At 32.5% G+C, this 16,157-nt stretch carries 15 protein-coding genes; 10 read left to right on the top strand and 5 right to left on the bottom strand.

What is annotated here, in order from left to right:
* Nucleotides 1–106: 106 nt before the first annotated feature.
* From ACECE_RS0211475 to ACECE_RS0211460, 4 genes are read right to left on the bottom strand one after another with little or no spacing between them, the layout of a single operon-like run.
* Nucleotides 107–1,270 (bottom strand): glycosyltransferase family 2 protein, encoded by a 1,164-nt coding sequence (locus tag ACECE_RS0211475; RefSeq protein WP_010681356.1) that lies wholly within the window; start codon nt 1,268–1,270, stop codon nt 107–109.
* 25 nt (nt 1,271–1,295) lie between these two features.
* The gene (locus ACECE_RS0211470) at nt 1,296–1,916 is read right to left on the bottom strand and encodes an acetyltransferase (protein ID WP_010681355.1); all 621 of its coding nucleotides are present in this window, start codon (nt 1,914–1,916) and stop codon (nt 1,296–1,298) included.
* The gene (locus ACECE_RS0211465) at nt 1,913–2,551 is read right to left on the bottom strand and encodes a sugar transferase (protein WP_010681354.1); all 639 of its coding nucleotides are present in this window, start codon (nt 2,549–2,551) and stop codon (nt 1,913–1,915) included. The genes ACECE_RS0211470 and ACECE_RS0211465 overlap by 4 nt, the downstream gene beginning before the upstream one ends.
* Nucleotides 2,548–3,663 carry a DegT/DnrJ/EryC1/StrS family aminotransferase gene (locus ACECE_RS0211460; RefSeq protein WP_010681353.1) on the bottom strand — a complete coding sequence of 372 codons (1,116 nt, stop codon included), beginning with the start codon at nt 3,661–3,663 and terminating at the stop codon, nt 2,548–2,550. The genes ACECE_RS0211465 and ACECE_RS0211460 overlap by 4 nt, the downstream gene beginning before the upstream one ends.
* A gap of 843 nt (nt 3,664–4,506) precedes the next feature.
* Between ACECE_RS0211460 and ACECE_RS29320 the strand changes: the two genes are divergently transcribed.
* The 9 genes from ACECE_RS29320 (at nt 4,507) to ACECE_RS0211415 (ending at nt 14,737) form a co-directional block, all read left to right on the top strand.
* Complete coding sequence (locus ACECE_RS29320; protein WP_010681352.1) at nt 4,507–5,478, top strand: glycosyltransferase; 972 nt, start codon at nt 4,507–4,509, stop codon at nt 5,476–5,478.
* 33 nt (nt 5,479–5,511) lie between these two features.
* On the top strand, nt 5,512–6,975 hold the full coding sequence (locus tag ACECE_RS0211450; protein WP_010681351.1) for a lipopolysaccharide biosynthesis protein: 1,464 nt from the start codon (nt 5,512–5,514) through the stop codon (nt 6,973–6,975).
* Nucleotides 6,972–7,670, top strand: coding sequence for a WbqC family protein (locus ACECE_RS0211445; protein ID WP_010681350.1), 699 nt, complete (start codon nt 6,972–6,974; stop codon nt 7,668–7,670). The genes ACECE_RS0211450 and ACECE_RS0211445 overlap by 4 nt, the downstream gene beginning before the upstream one ends.
* 12 nt (nt 7,671–7,682) lie before the next feature.
* Nucleotides 7,683–8,642, top strand: coding sequence for a hypothetical protein (locus ACECE_RS0211440; protein WP_010681349.1), 960 nt, complete (start codon nt 7,683–7,685; stop codon nt 8,640–8,642).
* 122 nt (nt 8,643–8,764) lie between these two features.
* Entirely contained in the window at nt 8,765–9,283 is a 519-nt protein-coding gene (pseH, locus tag ACECE_RS0211435; RefSeq protein WP_010681348.1) for a UDP-4-amino-4,6-dideoxy-N-acetyl-beta-L-altrosamine N-acetyltransferase, read from the top strand.
* Between the two features lie 33 nt (nt 9,284–9,316).
* Nucleotides 9,317–10,426, top strand: a complete 1,110-nt coding sequence (locus tag ACECE_RS0211430) for a DegT/DnrJ/EryC1/StrS family aminotransferase (protein WP_010681347.1) — start codon at nt 9,317–9,319, stop codon at nt 10,424–10,426.
* Between the two features lie 61 nt (nt 10,427–10,487).
* Nucleotides 10,488–11,255 carry a class I SAM-dependent methyltransferase gene (locus ACECE_RS0211425; protein ID WP_010681346.1) on the top strand — a complete coding sequence of 256 codons (768 nt, stop codon included), beginning with the start codon at nt 10,488–10,490 and terminating at the stop codon, nt 11,253–11,255.
* 196 nt (nt 11,256–11,451) lie between these two features.
* Nucleotides 11,452–12,618 carry a nucleotide sugar dehydrogenase gene (locus tag ACECE_RS0211420; protein WP_010681345.1) on the top strand — a complete coding sequence of 389 codons (1,167 nt, stop codon included), beginning with the start codon at nt 11,452–11,454 and terminating at the stop codon, nt 12,616–12,618.
* Nucleotides 12,619–12,892: 274 nt separating this feature from the next.
* Nucleotides 12,893–14,737: a polysaccharide biosynthesis protein gene (locus tag ACECE_RS0211415; RefSeq protein ID WP_010681344.1), complete on the top strand. Its 1,845-nt coding sequence runs from the start codon at nt 12,893–12,895 to the stop codon at nt 14,735–14,737.
* Nucleotides 14,738–14,852: 115 nt separating this feature from the next.
* On the opposite strand, the gene ACECE_RS0211410 is transcribed toward ACECE_RS0211415, so the two are convergent.
* Nucleotides 14,853–15,068 (bottom strand): Spo0E family sporulation regulatory protein-aspartic acid phosphatase, encoded by a 216-nt coding sequence (locus ACECE_RS0211410; RefSeq protein WP_010681343.1) that lies wholly within the window; start codon nt 15,066–15,068, stop codon nt 14,853–14,855.
* Nucleotides 15,069–15,457: 389 nt separating this feature from the next.
* Between ACECE_RS0211410 and yycF the strand changes: the two genes are divergently transcribed.
* Complete coding sequence (gene yycF / locus ACECE_RS0211405; RefSeq protein ID WP_010681342.1) at nt 15,458–16,153, top strand: response regulator YycF; 696 nt, start codon at nt 15,458–15,460, stop codon at nt 16,151–16,153.
* The last annotated feature ends 4 nt before the right edge of the window (nt 16,154–16,157 follow it).

The raw sequence follows: 16,157 nt of genomic DNA, 5'->3' as shown, positions 1-16,157 counted from the left end.
GACGACAAGTTGCTATTTTTCTATTTTTCTATTTTGCTCGAATAATAAAATAGTGTAGTTATTTAGTAATTTTATTGGATTAAATACCTTTTCACTACAGTAACTATTATCTGGTACTCTCTGCCTTCTCCCAGAAAGGTTTAGCTTTACCAGTCAATATTCTATATACTCCAAACCACTGTGCTATAATTGTAACAGTGTAATAATAAATTAATGTAAGAAATTTATTTTCATTTTTTGTAACAGCTCTTGCCAATGCCAGCATATAAAACACTACTTGTCCTTCAAAAACCATCAGATAAAACAATGATTCACGGAAAAGCAATGCACTAGCTATCAATACAAGCAAGTGAGAAATCCATAACAAATATCTGCACGTTCTGTGACCAAAATAAAAATAAGAGAACCATTTGTACTTAAAAATATTCAAAATTCTGAGGTCTGGCAAAATATGTTTAAGTATTATTCTGTTCATTCTTACTTTACGTTTGAATTCGTCTTCAATTACCTCTCCAGCCTTTTCATAAGCTATAGCCTCGTGATTGCAAACAGCTTTTTTTCCTTTAAGTGCATAATAAATCGGCATTGCACTATCATGACATTCAATTGGATTAAAATCATAATAATCTTTCGTTCTGCAAGCGTATAATGCACCATTTCCAGCAGTTATTGTCTGAATTCTTGCCTCAATTTCACGGGAAGCTAGATCGCTATCCCAATAGCTTGCTTCTGCATTGCTCACATCACTTGATCCTTGATTAATAATTGACAATCTACCTGAGACATATGCGATGTCTTCTGAAGTGAATGCTGCCATTAACTCTTTTACCGCATTCCTATCCATCATTGAATTTGCATCTGTCATAACAAGGTATTCTGTAGTCACAGTCTTCTGTGCTTCGTTTTGTGCATTAGTTTTTCCCTTTCGGCACTTAACTTCAAATAGCCTTATAGATTTGTCAGGGTTCTTGTATATAAAATCTCTTACAATTTCGTTAGTTTTATCTGTGCTATTATCAGACGCAATTAAAAACTCAATTTTTTCCTTTGGATATTCAATTTCAATAATATTATGGAGTTTTTCCAGTATTACTTTTTCTTCATTATGTGCTACAACCATAACCGTAACAGTCGGCTTATGCAAGTAATCCTTGTCAAGTTTACGTAACTTAAAAAGTCTTCCAATCAATTTTAAAGAAACCGGATACCCCACCATTGCCCAAACTATAATAAATCCACTTATAAAAAACATAAGTTTTACGAGTAACATTTTCTTTCTCCTTAGTTAATAAATATCATTTTATCTTTCTTGCTGGAACTCCAACATAAGTCCCAGATTCAGATATATCTTTTACGACCACAGTTCCTGCACCTACTTTACATCCGTTTGTGATATTAATGTTATTACTTATTGAACTCCCTATACCAATCCAAGAGCCTTTTCCGATCTTTACAGTTCCAGCCAAATGGGCACCAGGTGATATGTGAACAAAATTTTCAATAACATTATCATGATCTAGAGTAGAGCCTGTATTAATAATGCATCCCTTACCTATTACAGTACAACAGTTTATCACTGATCCTGCCATAATCACTGTTCCATTTCCTATTTCTACCCTCGTACCAATAACTGAATTTGGATGAACTAAAACGGGAATATTAGCACCCTCGCTTTCAAGATCATCCTGAATCCTTTCTCTGATAGAGTTGTTTCCAACGGCTACAAAAATATCCGAGTCATCTTTATATTTATAAGCATCAGCATACGTGCCAATTACCTGCAATCCCAAAGACTCTTTTAATTCCTCATTATCGTCCAAGAAAGCAATGCTCTTCCACTTATTCATACTTAATGCTATATCAGCTACCACTTTCCCATGTCCACTTGCACCAATAATTATAAGCCTGTTTTTCATAGCTTCACACTTTCCTTGGATCCCCTAAAAGGTTCCATAGTAGCTGACGTGTCTGAACTTATTCCCTCACGCGTAAAAACTTTCTTTATCGTTAAAAAAATAATCTTCCAATCGCCAACAAAGCTCAATTTGTCCACATACTCAACGTCAAGAAAAAACTTATCTTCCCAGCTTATTGCATTACGGCCGTTAATCTGGGCATATCCTGTAAGTCCGGGCCTTACATCATGACGCCTCTTCTGAACTTCGTTATAGAGTGACAAATATTGGATTAAAAGCGGTCTTGGACCTACTATACTCATATCTCCACGAACAATATTCCAAAGTTCCGGCAACTCGTCCATACTCGTAGATCTTAAAAACCTGCCAAACTTTGTAAGTCTGACACTGTCCGGAAGCAATTCTCCATTCTTATCTTTCTCATCAGTCATTGTCCTAAACTTGTACATTTTAAATACCCTCTCATTGAGTCCCGGACGTTCTTGGTTAAATATAATAGGTTTGCCTAGTTTAATCCTAACAAGTATTGCTATAGTTAGAATAACCGGGCTTAATACAACTAGTGCTATTAATGAAAGCAGGAAATCTTGAGGTCTTTTTATAAAGCGATAATAAAACCCTTTTTTTACTTTCATTTTTTCCACAACCCTTTTATAATATAAACAATCCTATTTAAATCACTATCACTTATCTTTGTATCTGATGGCAGGCAAACACCGTTTTCGAAAATCTTCTCAGATATATCTTTACCAACATAATCATACCTTTCGAAGAAAGGCTGCATATGCATTGGCTTCCAAATTGGCCTTGACTCAACGTTTTCATTTTCAAGAGCAATTATTATATCAAGTGGTTTAACATTACCATATAAAAAAATACAACTTAACCAGTAATTTGGTTCGTTCCAGTCATTAATAGGCATAAACTTTACTCCATCTAACTGCCCTAGTTCCCGTTTATAAAACTCGAAAATATATTTTTTCTTGGCAACTCTTTGATCAAGTACCTTAAGCTGCCCTCTTCCAATTCCTGCAACTATATTACTCATTCGGTAGTTATATCCTAGTTCGTTATGCTGGTAATGTCTTTCCTGCTCCCTTGATTGACACGCCCAAAATTTTGCTTTAGCGATTTTAGCTTCGTCATCGGAAACAAGCATACCACCACCGGAAGTTGTTATTATCTTATTGCCATTAAAAGAGAAAACACCAAACTTTCCAAAAGTTCCAACATGCCTACCTTTGTAATAAGTCCCAAGTGCTTCTGCTGCATCTTCTATAAGAGGTACATTATGCTTGCTACAAATTTCAGCAATCCTGTCTAAATCAGCACAAATTCCGTAAAGGTGTACAACAATGACAGCCTTAACATTCGGATATTTCTCAAACGCCTCTTCCAAAGCATCAGGGTCCATATTCCAGGTCCTATAATCACTATCAATAAATACAGGTATGGCATTTTGATAAATAATAGGATTAGCTGTTGCCGAAAAAGTAAGCGACTGACAAAACACAATATCATCCTTACCAACATCCACTGCTTTAAGGGCAAGATGAATAGCACTAGTTCCTGTTGACAAAGCAGCCGCAGCTCTAGAACCTATTTTTTTTGCAAACTCGTTTTCAAACTCATTTACATTTTTACCAAGTGGAGCAATCCAATTTGTTTCAAATGCCTCTTTTATATATTCCATTTCATACCCTTCGTCACTCATATGAGGAGAAGCCAAGTAAATTCTTTCTGCCATAAACCTCACTCCTTAGGCTACTTCAATTTTTCAAAGAATATCTGACCCTGCTTAAGGGCTATAAATTTAACAAGTTCAAAATTAGATCAATCCTTTATTTTAAGGTACTCAAGTGCTTGTTCTCCATCTTCGCCCTCAATAGTCTGAAATCCTTCTTTGACTGAATTAAATTTCAAAATATCAACATATATTTTAGCGCGTACAAAAATACCCCGCTTAGGTATGCAAGCTATTACTTATATAATTATAACATTTAAATTACAAATTTGAATATTTATTTTAAGACAATACCGCCAATTTATAGAATTGTATGCATTAGTTTAAAGCAAAAATAATTTGGTGTAATTGCAATTTCTAATACTTTAGGGAGAAACCCCTTCGAAAGTACGACTGAAAGGGTTAAGGCTGTCAGATGGGATATACAGTCTGATGGAGTTTATTATTTCACTGCTTTACGTAAAAAATGCTTATATATATTTTTTTAGAAACCTAAATGAATTTAATAAATTTCTTACTATTTGACAAATAAATATTGTTTGTATATATTTGTATATAATTAGTACATCTAATGCTGGATTCTAAGGTATGCAGCTACTATAATTTTATATGAATTTAATGGCACTTTTATTCTTCAAATATCAGCTTATATAGCTAAAATTGATAAATGTGGATTAACCATTAGTTTATTTCATTTTAATTATGAATAAATCAACAAATTTAGTATATTGAAAGTGATACTACATAAAACAAATAAGTTCGCAATTAATTTCATAAAGCGAAATTCAGTATATGAACCTTGACGAACGTATTAAATTACTTTATTAATTATATGAGGAGATAATTATGGAATCGAAAATAATGGTATCAATTATAGTAGCTATATATAATCATGAAAAATATTTAGAAAAAGCTTTAAATAGTATTATAATGCAAGAAGTTAATTTTGATTATGAGGTATTGATAGGAGAAGATTGTTCAACTGATAATAGCAGGACAAAATTAAAAAATCTTGAACTCAGTTTACCTGGCAATTTCCAGTTGTTTTATAGAGAAAACAACCTAGGCGCTGTCGCTAATTTTAAGGACTTGTATTCCCGCATGAGAGGAAAATACTACATTGTACTTGAAGGAGATGACTATTGGATATATAAAGGAAAGTTGCAAGAACAAGTTGATTTTTTAGAAAATAATGTGGATTATATTGCTATTGCCCACAACGTAAAAATTATTGATGAAGATGGTGCCGATTCTAATAAGAAATATCCTGAATGTAAAAAACAAGAATATACTTTAAAAGAATATCGTAAAGGGCTATTCCCTGGGCAAACAGCTTCAATTCTAATTAGAAACTATTTTTTAGATCACTCAATAAATTATATTGTTGAAGGCATTTCAAGTCCGGAAGACAAAATTAAAGCCTTTGTTTTGTCGACAAACGGCAAAATAAGATGTATCCAAAGTGTGTGGAGTGCCTATAGATTAGTTGTGAATAGTGGTAGCAGCCATAGTGCTATAACAAAAAATGCATTTAACATTAATACAGAAGTCCTATTTTACAAAAGCTTGTATGATTATGCCAAAAAAGCAAATGTGTCTAATGAAAGTATAATCATAAGTAGTCAAATGTATGCACTGAGATTAATGCGTTCTTTAATTAGAAAGGATGGCAATATAAAATTTAACGGGTTTTTAGAAAGATTTTCTCAGTTTGACAATAAAGTCATTATTATTTTATATTTAGTGACAATATGTATTAAATATCCATATATAAAAACAATGTATTTAATTAGAAAAAAAAGAAATAAATATCTTTAAAATTTAATTCATTTATTGAGGAAATGAAATAATATGCAGAATAAGAATACAAAATCAAAAGTGATAATATCTTTGTTTTGGAAGCTAATGGAACGAGCTGGAACTCAAGGAATACAATTTGTTGTACAAATAGTTTTAGCGCGGCTCCTTGTACCCAGTGATTATGGAATATTATCACTTATAGCAATATTTATTACAATATCGAATGTATTTGTTCAAAGCGGGTTTAATACATCACTAATTCAAAAGAAAGATACTGATGAAGTTGATTTTTCATCTGTATTTTATATAAGTTTATTTGTAACAATTATATTATATAGCACGCTTTTTTTTACAGCTCCACTAATAGCTGGTTTTTATGGTGTTCCGGAAATAGTAGCCGTAATCAGAGTTTTAGGAACCACATTATTTTTGGGTAGCTTTAATTCAATACAAAGCGCTATCATATCAAAAAGAATGCAGTTTAAAAAACTTTTTTTTAGCAGTATAATTGCAGTGACAGTGTCTGGTATAACAGGAATTCTATTAGCTTATAGTGGGTTTGGTGTATGGGCTTTAGTTTTCCAACAACTAACAAGCCAGTTTATTATAACGTTAATTTTATGCTATACTGTTAGATGGAAACCTAAGTTAGTTTTTTCTTTTAAAAGAGTCCGACGCCTATTTGCATTTGGTTGGAAACTGCTTGTTGCAATACTAATTGACACTCTTTATATGAACCTGCGCAGCTTAATTATTGGAAAGATTTTTAACCCTTCCATATTAGGGTTTTACAATAGAGGAGATCAATTTCCACAAATTATTGTATCAAATATAAACGGTTCAATACAGTCAGTTATGCTTCCAGTATTATCAGAAGAGCAGGATGATAAGCAAAGAGTAAAAAGTATGGTACGACGCTCAATTGTTACAAGTTCATTTATTGTTTTCCCGCTTATGGTTGGGTTGGCCGTTATCGCAGAATCTTTGGTTAAAATTGTACTAACTGATAAATGGTTGCCATGTGTTCCGTTTTTAAGAATTTTTTGCTTTTCTTATGCTTTGTGGCCGATACACACTGCAAACATACAAGCTATAAATGCTTTAGGCCGCAGCGAAATTATCCTAAAATTAGAACTGATAAAAAAAACAATAGGTGTTGCTATTTTAGTAATTTCAATAAAATTTGGTGTTTATGCAATTGCAATGGGAACATTGGTTAGTGGAGTAATATCGTCATTTATAAATTCATACCCCAATAAAAAGCTACTTAATTATAGTGTTAGTGAGCAGTTTAAAGATATAATGCCAGTATTAATATTATCCTTATTAATGGGAAGTGTAATATATAGTTTAAGCTGGTTAAACATGTCGGTGTACTTAACTTTGATATTGCAAGTGTGTATTGGATGTATTATTTATGTTTATGTAGCTAAAATAATAAAACTGGAATGCTATGCTTACTTAATTACAGCATTTAAAGGTATGTTCGAGAATCGAAAAGGGGTGATAAGGTGAAGTTAGGTATAATGCAACCATATTTTTTCCCTTATATAGGGTATTGGCAGTTAATAAATGCAGTAGATAAATATGTTATATATGATGATGTAAATTTTATAAAAGGTGGATGGATAAACAGAAACAGAATTTTAATGAATAATGAACCCAAATTGATTAATTTAAAAATGGACGGTGCAAGTCCTAATAAGCTTATTAATGAAGTTGGGGTATCTAATGATGTGATTTTTATAAAGAAAAACATAAAAACTATTGAAAATTTATATAAAAAAGCACCCTATTATCAGACTGCTTATCCAGTTATTGAGGATATACTCTACTATAACGAGGGTAATTTAGCTCAACATTTGGAATATTCACTAAGAAAAGTTTGTGACTATTTATCAATAAAAACAGAATTGCTTGTTTCATCTAAAATTAATAAAAATACTAATTTGAAAGGCCAGGATAAAGTTATTGAAATCTGCAAATTACTTAAAGCAAATGAATATTTTAATGCAATAGGTGGACAAGAATTGTACTCAGTAAACGATTTTGCTAAAGAAGGAATAGAGTTAAGATTTTTAAGAACTGGGTCCATTAAATATAAACAGTTTGATAATGACTTTGTTCCTAATCTTTCGATAATAGATGTTATGATGTTTAATTCAGTTGAAGAAATAAAAGAAATGTTGGAAAATTACGAGTTGATATAGGAGATAGGATTTATGGATGAAATAGGTGGGTATTTTCAATTAGAACAACTTATAAGTAATGAATACTATAATAATTTAATTTCACTCAATACGGGTAGAAATGCTCTGCTGTATCTTCTAAAGGCAAAAAAAATAAATAAGCTGTATATTCCGTATTTTATATGTGATTCTGTTATAAATATATTAAAAACCCATAGTTATGATATTGAATTTTATTATATAAACTTAGACTTTATGCCTATATTTCAAAATTCACTTGATGAAAATGAGTATATATACATCGTTAATTATTTTGGCCAATTAGATAATGATAAAGTGATCAATTTAAAACAAAGATATCACAACATTATCATAGACAATACACAAGCGTTTTTTCAAAAACCTGTTGAAAATATTGATACTATATATACTTGCAGAAAGTTTTTTGGTGTTCCTGATGGCGCTTATTTATCTACAAGGGCAAAGCTTGAATATGATTTAGAAATTGATGTTTCTAAAGATAGAATTATTCATTTACTAGGACGATATGAAGGTACGGCTTCTGAGTATTATAGTTATTTTCAAAAAAATGAAGGTTTATTAAACAATCAAGGTATCAAGTATATGTCTAATTTAACTCATAATATACTTGGAGCAATCGATTATGAAAATATACGTAAGATTAGGAATCAAAACTATTCATATTTGGAAAGCATATTAGGCTTGCATAACAAACTAAAGCTAAGATCTCCTGATGGAGCTTTTGCATATCCATTTTATGTAGAAAATGGTATTGTGGTAAAAAAAGCACTTTCTGATATGAAAATATATATTCCTACACTTTGGCAAAATGTCTTTATCGATAAGCTAAAAGGGAAATTAGAATACGATTATGCTGCAAACATTTTACCTTTGCCATGTGATCAAAGATATACAATAGAAAACATGTGCTATATGGTAAAAACAATTAAGGGGTTTTTGAACTTGGATTAAATATTTTGTTAAAACAATAAGTTTGGATATAATTAACTAGATGGGTAATTATGGAATGTACAATAGTTGAATGAAGAATCGTAAATAATGAGCATATCAGAATATAGTCGGGAGGTCATGAAATGTATCAGTTAAGGGAGATCGAGAGAACGGACTTAGAGCAGATTAATAAGTGGAGAAATGATCCAAAACTTATTGCAAGTCTTGGAGCACCTTTTCGTTATATTAATCTTGATGTTGATCAGAAATGGTTTGATTCATATATGGCAAATCGTGGTAACTCAATCAGATGTTCAATTATTGATCCAAATAATTCGAAGGAAATTATTGGTTTAGTTAGTTTGCTTTCTATTGATTATATAAATGGAAGTTGTGAATTCCATATTATGATTGGTGACGCAGAAAATCAAGGAAAGGGGATCGGCACCTTTGCTGTTAAGTCTATGTTAAAGTATGCCTTTAATGATATAAATTTAAGAAGAGTTGAACTATCTGTATTAAAAAGCAATGAAAAAGCACTTCATTTATATGAAAAGGTAGGTTTCAAAGTTGAGGGAATAAGAAGGGAAGCTGTATACAAAAATGGTGAGTATGTAGATGTTATTATAATGAGCATTCTAAAAGAAGAATTTAAACTTTAACTATATTAGACTTTCTATAAGGAGATTATAAAGATGCGTGAGAAAATTTTAGTTACCCGTTCTTCCATGCCAAGTTTCGAAGAATATATAGACGAAATAAGACCTCTCTGGGATACGCATTGGCTGACGAATATGGGGGTTAAACATCAGGAACTGGAAACGCAGCTAAAGGATTATCTTTCTGTCCCAAATATCTCTTTGTTTTCAAATGGACACATGGCGCTTGAACTTGCTATTCAGGCAATGGGGCTTAAGGGTGAAGTTATAACAACACCGTTTACATTTGCATCTACAACTCATGCTATCGTAAGAAACGGTCTTGAACCTGTTTTTTGTGATATTAATTCAGAGGATTGTACTATAGATGTTACAAAGATTGAAGGGTTGATCAATGATAGAACTTCTGCAATTATTCCGGTTCACGTTTACGGTAATGTTTGTAATGTCGAAGAAATAGAAAGAATTGCAAAAAAATACGAGCTGAAAGTTATTTATGACGCTGCACATACTTTTGGAGTCAAATATAAGGGTAGAGGTATTGGCTGTTACGGCGATGCATCTATATACAGCTTTCATGCTACTAAAGTATTTAATACAATAGAAGGTGGTGCTGTTAGTTTTAAAGATGAGGAATTTGGTTTAAACCTTTATCGTCTAAAAAATTTTGGTATCAGAGGACCTGAAGTTGTAGATGGTGTTGGTGCAAATGCAAAAATGAATGAATTTCAAGCCGCAATGGGTATCTGCAATTTAAGACATATTGATAAGGAAATTGAAAAGCGCAGGAAAGTATATGAAAGATATATAGATAACTTGAGTAATATAGATGGTATTAAGGTACCTTTTGTGCAAAATGATGTTTTTCCTAATTTTTCTTACTTTCCAATAATCTTTGATAATAAAGCTTTTTGTGCTACTAGGAATGAAGTTTATAATAATTTACTAGAAAATAATATTGTTTCAAGAAAATATTTTTATCCATTAACCAATACATTTGAATGCTTCCATGGGAAGTACGATGTTGGATTAACTCCAATTGCATTAAATATTTCAAAGAGAGTATTAACATTACCACTATTTTCTGAACTGAGAATAGAAGATGTGGATAATATTTGCAAGATTATTTTGAACACAAATAAATGAGCAAAGCATTAGGTTTTCTTATTTACAAGATACTAAAATTTTATTACAAGGAGCAGAAATTATGTTGAAACGTAGTACGAAATATTTGTACCGTAATATGTTAAAATATGTAGGTATCAGAAAGAAGTTTTGTTGCATTTGTAATAAAGCAGTTGTTGGTTTTCTTCCTTATGAAGGAGAATTTAAAAATTTTAGCTTTACAGAATTAAAAATAGTTGGTAGTGATGTAAGGAATTTTATGTGTCCACACTGTAGATGTATTGATAGAGAACGGCACTTATTTCTTTACGCTAAAAAATTAGACTTAATAAGCAAGATGTCAAATGCAAAAATACTACATTTTGCTCCTGAAAAAAATATATCTAAGATAATTAATGAAATTAAACCCTCAAAATATATTAAGGCAGATCTTTATCCAACATCTCCAGATATTCAGAAAATTGATATGTTGTCTATACCCTTTGAAGACAATACATTTGATTTTGTAATAGCTAATCATGTATTAGAACATGTATCAGATGTTTCTATTGCTTTGAAAGAGCTTAATCGTATTCTAAAGATTGGGGGGCTTGGAGTTTTGCAAACACCTTATAGTTCCGTGCTTCAAAATACTTTTAGTGACCCTGGAATATCATCTGATTCAGCAAGATTGAACTTGTATGGTCAAGAAGATCATGTTCGAGTATTTGGAAATGATATTTTTCAAATAATTACTAGCAATGGTTTTAAATCGAGAGTTTGTACTCACCATGAGATTCTATATGACATTGATCCTATTCAATACGGAGTAAATGTGCTTGAACCTTTATTTTTATTCGAGAAGATTTGAGACAATTAAGCTGTAAAGTTTTAACATTAGTACACAACCTAACTTATACAACCTTTATAAACGAGACCTTGGTTTTATGCCAAGGATTTGTATTGTTGATGTTGTTGGTAAATTTGTGGATTGTGATAATAATTATAAAGCTAGATTGTAAGGGGTAATACTTTCGGAAATAAATGTAAAAAAAGGGGGCGTGTTTATGAAAATCGCGGTAGCTGGTACAGGGTATGTAGGTTTATCTAATGCAATACTACTGGCACAAAATAATGAGGTTGTTGCTTTGGATATCGTTCAGGAAAAAGTAGACATGATCAATAATAAAAAATCACCTATAATGGATGCTGAGATAAATGAGTATTTGGCAACTAAGAATTTAAACCTCAAAGCAACCACGGATAAACATGAAGCATTTAATGATGCCGAATATGTTATCATATCGACACCTACCAATTATGATTCCGAAGTTAACTATTTTAATACTAAAACTGTAGAAGAAGTAATTACTGCAGTAAAGTCAATTAATCCTTATGCAGTTATGATTATCAAATCTACTGTTCCTGTAGGGTATACTAAATTAGTTAAAGAAAAGTTTAAAACTGATAATATTATATTTTCTCCTGAATTTTTAAGAGAAGGGAAAGCACTTTTTGATAATCTTTATCCCTCTAGAATCGTAATTGGGGAACAGTCTGAAAGAGCAAGGGTATTTGCCGATTTGTTAGCACAAGGTGCAATAAAAAAGAATATACCAATTTTATTTACAGATTCAACAGAAGCAGAAGCAATAAAACTTTTTGCAAATACTTTTCTTGCATTGCGTGTGGCTTATTTTAACGAATTAGATTCCTATGCCGAAGTGAGAGGACTAAATACTAAACAGATTATAGAAGGTGTTGGCCTTGATCCAAGGATTGGCAATCATTACAACAATCCTTCCTTTGGGTATGGGGGATACTGTTTGCCGAAAGATACCAAGCAGTTGCTTGCGAATTATAATGATGTGCCTCAAAACATTATGTCAGCCATTGTGGATGCAAATAGGACAAGAAAAGATCATATTGCAGATATGATTATCAAGAGAAATCCAAAGGTTGTAGGTATATATAGACTTACTATGAAAATGGACTCTGATAACTTTCGTCAGTCCGCAGTTCAAGGAGTTATGAAGCGTATCAAGGCGAAGGGTATAGAGGTTGTTGTGTATGAACCAACGCTACTTGAAGATGAATTTTTTCATTCAAGGGTTATTAAAGATTTTGAGGAGTTTAAAAAAATATCGGATGTTATTGTAAGTAACAGGTTAACTGAAGAGATTAAGGATTTAGAATATAAGGTTTATACGCGAGATTTATATGGAAGGGACTAGCTGTTGGATACTAATCACATTTCGTTGTTGAATCACGGTGATTGCATTCTATGGGTATAACGTGTCAGTCTACTGTCATAAGTGGGAGTATTATGAGAACAAAGAGAATGGTAACTATTTAAACGATGGATCACGTATTGTAAATATTAGGAAGAGGGTTGTGCTTTAGATACAAAATGAATTATAATACTCATTAGAAGGTTATTGATTAGTATAATTGTACGGAATATCAATGTGGTAATAAATACTAATAAGTATAATCAGGGGGTCACTTATGAAAAGAAAAATAAGGGCAAATGCCTTAATTGGTATAGACTTAATTTTAGTTAATATATCACTAATAGCATCGTACCTTTTAAGATTTGACTTCAGTTACAGAAGTATACCAGAACGTTTTGCAGAGCATATACTAAAACTTGCATTAATAGCCACTTTGGTTAAGGTAATTACCTATATAGTATGTAGGCTTTACAACAGCCTTTGGAAGTATGCGGGAATATATGAGATGGGTTTAATTGTTGCAGCATCATTTGTGAGCAACTCAATAATGATATCATATGTATTCCTATCCCAGACCCCTGTGCCAAGAAGTATATTTCCAATATGTATGCTTACAGATACATTCCTTATCGCTGGAATAAGATTTGCATATAGGATGTTTAGAAGAATAATTAAGGGAGAAATGGTACGTTTTAAAAATTCAAAGAGAGTTTTGATATTTGGCGGTGGAGATGCAGGAGCAATAATTGTAAAGGAAATGAAAATGCATCCTGAATTAAAGAACACTCCTGTAGCTATAATTGACGACGATATGTTTAAGCAGGGAAAGAAAATAAACGGTGTTCCTATTGTTGGTCAGAGGAAGGATATTTCAAAAGTTGTAGAAAAAAGACAAATAGATGAGATAATAATTGCAACACCTTCTGCGAGTAATAAAGACATTAGTGATATATTTGCAGAATGCTCTAAAACCCAGTGTAAGGTTAAGATTTTACCTTCTGTATCTCAGCTTATTGATGAGTCGGTTGTAATGCAAAAAGTCAGGGACGTTAATATTGAAGACTTACTTGGAAGGGAGCCGGTAAACCTTGATGTCAATGAGGTTTCATCATACATTAAAAATCAGGTTGTTTTAGTAACCGGTGGTGGGGGGTCTATTGGTTCGGAGCTTTGCAGGCAGATTGCAGGTTTTTACCCAAAGAAGTTGGTTATAATTGATAACTATGAGAATAATGCCTATGAAATTCAAAATGAATTGCTGCATAATAACTCCAGTCTTGAGCTTCATACAGTGATTGCCAATATAAGAGAAAAACAAAGAATTGATAACATATTTAAAATGTACAAACCTGATGTGGTGTTTCATGCAGCAGCGCACAAACATGTTCCGCTTATGGAGGAGAATCCTACCGAGGCCATTAAGAACAATGTTTTTGGAACACTAAATGTTGCTGAATGTGCGGACAAGTATGGTGTGAAACGGTTTGTGCTGATTTCTACAGACAAGGCTGTTAATCCAACTAATATAATGGGAGCTACCAAGAGGATTGCTGAGATGGTTATTCAGGCAATTAACCGGAACAGCAAAACGGAGTTTGTTGCAGTAAGGTTTGGAAATGTCCTGGGAAGTAATGGAAGCGTAATACCTCTATTCAAAAAGCAGATTGAACAGGGCGGACCAGTTACTGTAACGCACCCAGAGGTTACACGATTTTTTATGACTATACCTGAGGCTGTTCAGTTGGTTATACAGGCAGGGGCAATGGCAAAAGGAGGAGAAATCTTTGTTCTTGATATGGGTGAGCCAGTTAAAATCAGTGATCTGGCCAAAAACTTGATAAAGCTGTCTGGATTTGAGCCTGATATAGATATTAATATAGAGTATACAGGTCTTAGGCCTGGAGAAAAGCTTTACGAGGAGTTACTTCTTAAAGAAGAGGGACTTGAATCCACTAAAAATAACAAAATATATGTAGCAAAACCGATTCACACTGATTTGGCTCTTTTAAGAAGAGAACTGGATTGTCTGAAGGAAATTATTTTGACAGATTCTGAGGGTATATCGGATTATATAAAGTTGATTGTACCGACATATAAAAAAGCTCAAAATGGTAACTAATAAGAATCGCGGAGGGATTTACCTCCGCGGTTAAAGTTTAAAGTGATTTTCTTTGCGAATTTATCAATTAAAAAGGCGGTTATTAACCGCCTATAAATATTGTTATGCTTGACTGCTATAAAGATGCGCACTTTAAAGATTTATCAAGATAACATGGATTAAACTGCTTACCTTTTTGACTAAATTTATTATAATGATCTAAAACTTTATCTAATCTCCTGCTATAATGTTGAACTTCTTCGTCTAAAAGATCAAAACTCTTGATTTCAATTAGTCTGTTTAACTTGAGGTGCATTCCAGTAATAACATAATACATTAATTCGTTTGACATTGTTTGCAGCCCCCCTGAACAATAATTGTGAAATGCAAGAAAGCTTATGCAGAAATAAATGTAGAGAAAGTAGGACAACTTCTTTTTTATATTATAACACATTTTGGGATTAAATCAACATAATACATAATATTTTCAAAAAATAGGTTATGGGCAATAATTAATTCAATAATTTGGCTGGATTGTCTTAAAATATATGTTCAATTTTGTAATATAAATGTTATAATTATATAAGTTGTACGTTTGAATTATGCTGGTAATGCGCAACTTATGTAATAATTAAAGCCATTTAACAATACTTTAATGTTTTGAAAGCAGTAAGATTACTACGCAATTGCGTAGACGTTACAATGTTACAATATAACTTTCATATTTGAGGGGGGTATTTTGTGAACGCAAAGATATTAATTGTTGATGATGAGAAAAACATAGTTGATATTTTAAAATTTAATTTAGTCAAAGAAGGCTTTCAGACAATTGAAGCCAATGATGGGGAGCAGGCAATTGAGTGTGCCCTGAAAGAAAAGCCTGATCTTATTTTGCTCGACATAATGCTTCCTAAGGTGGATGGGTTTACGGTATGCCGAAAGTTGAGGCAGACTATTTCTACGCCTATAATCATGATAACTGCCAAGGAGGAAGAAGTTGACAAGGTGTTGGGTCTTGAATTAGGGGCGGACGATTATATTACTAAACCCTTCAGTACAAGAGAATTGATGGCCAGAGTTAAAGCAAACCTGAGAAGGGTTTCATCTGAAAATACTGTATCTAAGGAATGTAATGCCATAAAGTGTGGAGACCTGGAGATTGACATAGATCGTTACGAAGTAAAGAGGGACAACAAGGTTCTTGAGCTTACATTAAGAGAGTTTGAACTTGTAAAATTTTTAGCCCTTCAGCAGGGTCAGATATTTTCAAGGGAAAGCTTGCTTGAAAAGGTTTGGGGCTATGAGTATTATGGCGATGTTCGTACTGTAGATGTCACAGTTAGAAGACTTAGGGAGAAGGTAGAGAACGATCCCAGTAATCCCAGTTATATTATGACAAAAAGAGGGGTTGGATACTATTTCAACAGGGTTGGCTAAATCG

It is taken from the genome of Acetivibrio cellulolyticus CD2, assembly GCF_000179595.2.
Taxonomy (GTDB): domain Bacteria; phylum Bacillota; class Clostridia; order Acetivibrionales; family Acetivibrionaceae; genus Acetivibrio; species Acetivibrio cellulolyticus.
The sequence above is the reverse complement of the archived record's forward strand: the minus strand, read 5'-3'. Positions and strand labels throughout refer to the sequence as shown.

What these genes read in the sequence shown, in the direction of transcription:
- ACECE_RS0211475 (WP_010681356.1), bottom strand. Translation starts at nt 1,270, where the DNA reads ATGTTACTCGTAAAACTTATGTTTTTTATAAGTGGATTTATTATAGTT.
- ACECE_RS0211470 (WP_010681355.1), bottom strand. Translation starts at nt 1,916, where the DNA reads ATGAAAAACAGGCTTATAATTATTGGTGCAAGTGGACATGGGAAAGTG.
- ACECE_RS0211465 (WP_010681354.1), bottom strand. Translation starts at nt 2,551, where the DNA reads ATGAAAGTAAAAAAAGGGTTTTATTATCGCTTTATAAAAAGACCTCAA.
- ACECE_RS0211460 (WP_010681353.1), bottom strand. Translation starts at nt 3,663, where the DNA reads ATGGCAGAAAGAATTTACTTGGCTTCTCCTCATATGAGTGACGAAGGG.
- ACECE_RS29320 (WP_010681352.1), top strand. Translation starts at nt 4,507, where the DNA reads ATGGAATCGAAAATAATGGTATCAATTATAGTAGCTATATATAATCAT.
- ACECE_RS0211450 (WP_010681351.1), top strand. Translation starts at nt 5,512, where the DNA reads ATGCAGAATAAGAATACAAAATCAAAAGTGATAATATCTTTGTTTTGG.
- ACECE_RS0211440 (WP_010681349.1), top strand. Translation starts at nt 7,683, where the DNA reads ATGGATGAAATAGGTGGGTATTTTCAATTAGAACAACTTATAAGTAAT.
- pseH (WP_010681348.1), top strand. Translation starts at nt 8,765, where the DNA reads ATGTATCAGTTAAGGGAGATCGAGAGAACGGACTTAGAGCAGATTAAT.
- ACECE_RS0211430 (WP_010681347.1), top strand. Translation starts at nt 9,317, where the DNA reads ATGCGTGAGAAAATTTTAGTTACCCGTTCTTCCATGCCAAGTTTCGAA.
- ACECE_RS0211425 (WP_010681346.1), top strand. Translation starts at nt 10,488, where the DNA reads ATGTTGAAACGTAGTACGAAATATTTGTACCGTAATATGTTAAAATAT.
- ACECE_RS0211420 (WP_010681345.1), top strand. Translation starts at nt 11,452, where the DNA reads ATGAAAATCGCGGTAGCTGGTACAGGGTATGTAGGTTTATCTAATGCA.
- ACECE_RS0211415 (WP_010681344.1), top strand. Translation starts at nt 12,893, where the DNA reads ATGAAAAGAAAAATAAGGGCAAATGCCTTAATTGGTATAGACTTAATT.
- ACECE_RS0211410 (WP_010681343.1), bottom strand. Translation starts at nt 15,068, where the DNA reads ATGTCAAACGAATTAATGTATTATGTTATTACTGGAATGCACCTCAAG.